The 240-nt window shown below is 36.2% G+C and carries 1 pseudogene; it reads right to left on the reverse strand.

The features are described 5' to 3' along the window. Positions 1–20 precede the first annotated feature (20 nt). Positions 21–240 (reverse strand): annotated as a pseudogene (locus tag O0V13_RS21630) (hypothetical protein); the annotation flags it as partial.

The following is a 240-nucleotide window of genomic DNA, read 5'->3' on the forward strand; positions in this document are numbered from 1 at the left end:
TGTTGCCTGAATTACTTTTTTTATTTCAATTTTCCTTCTGTATCGTTAAAGTTACCGATAATCTGAGCTCCGCTGTTTACAGTTACTGTGCCATAAATCGTAATGGAATTATCATCTCCTACAAATTCCAAAGTTGCTCCACTATTCAGTCTCAAGTCTCCGTAAATTACGGTGCTGCCATGGAGTTTTAAAGTAGACTGACTGTTAATATTGAGAGAAGTGTTTTTTCGATATTGCCCA

It is taken from the genome of Algoriphagus sp. PAP.12 (assembly GCF_026652115.1).
GTDB lineage: Bacteria > Bacteroidota > Bacteroidia > Cytophagales > Cyclobacteriaceae > Algoriphagus.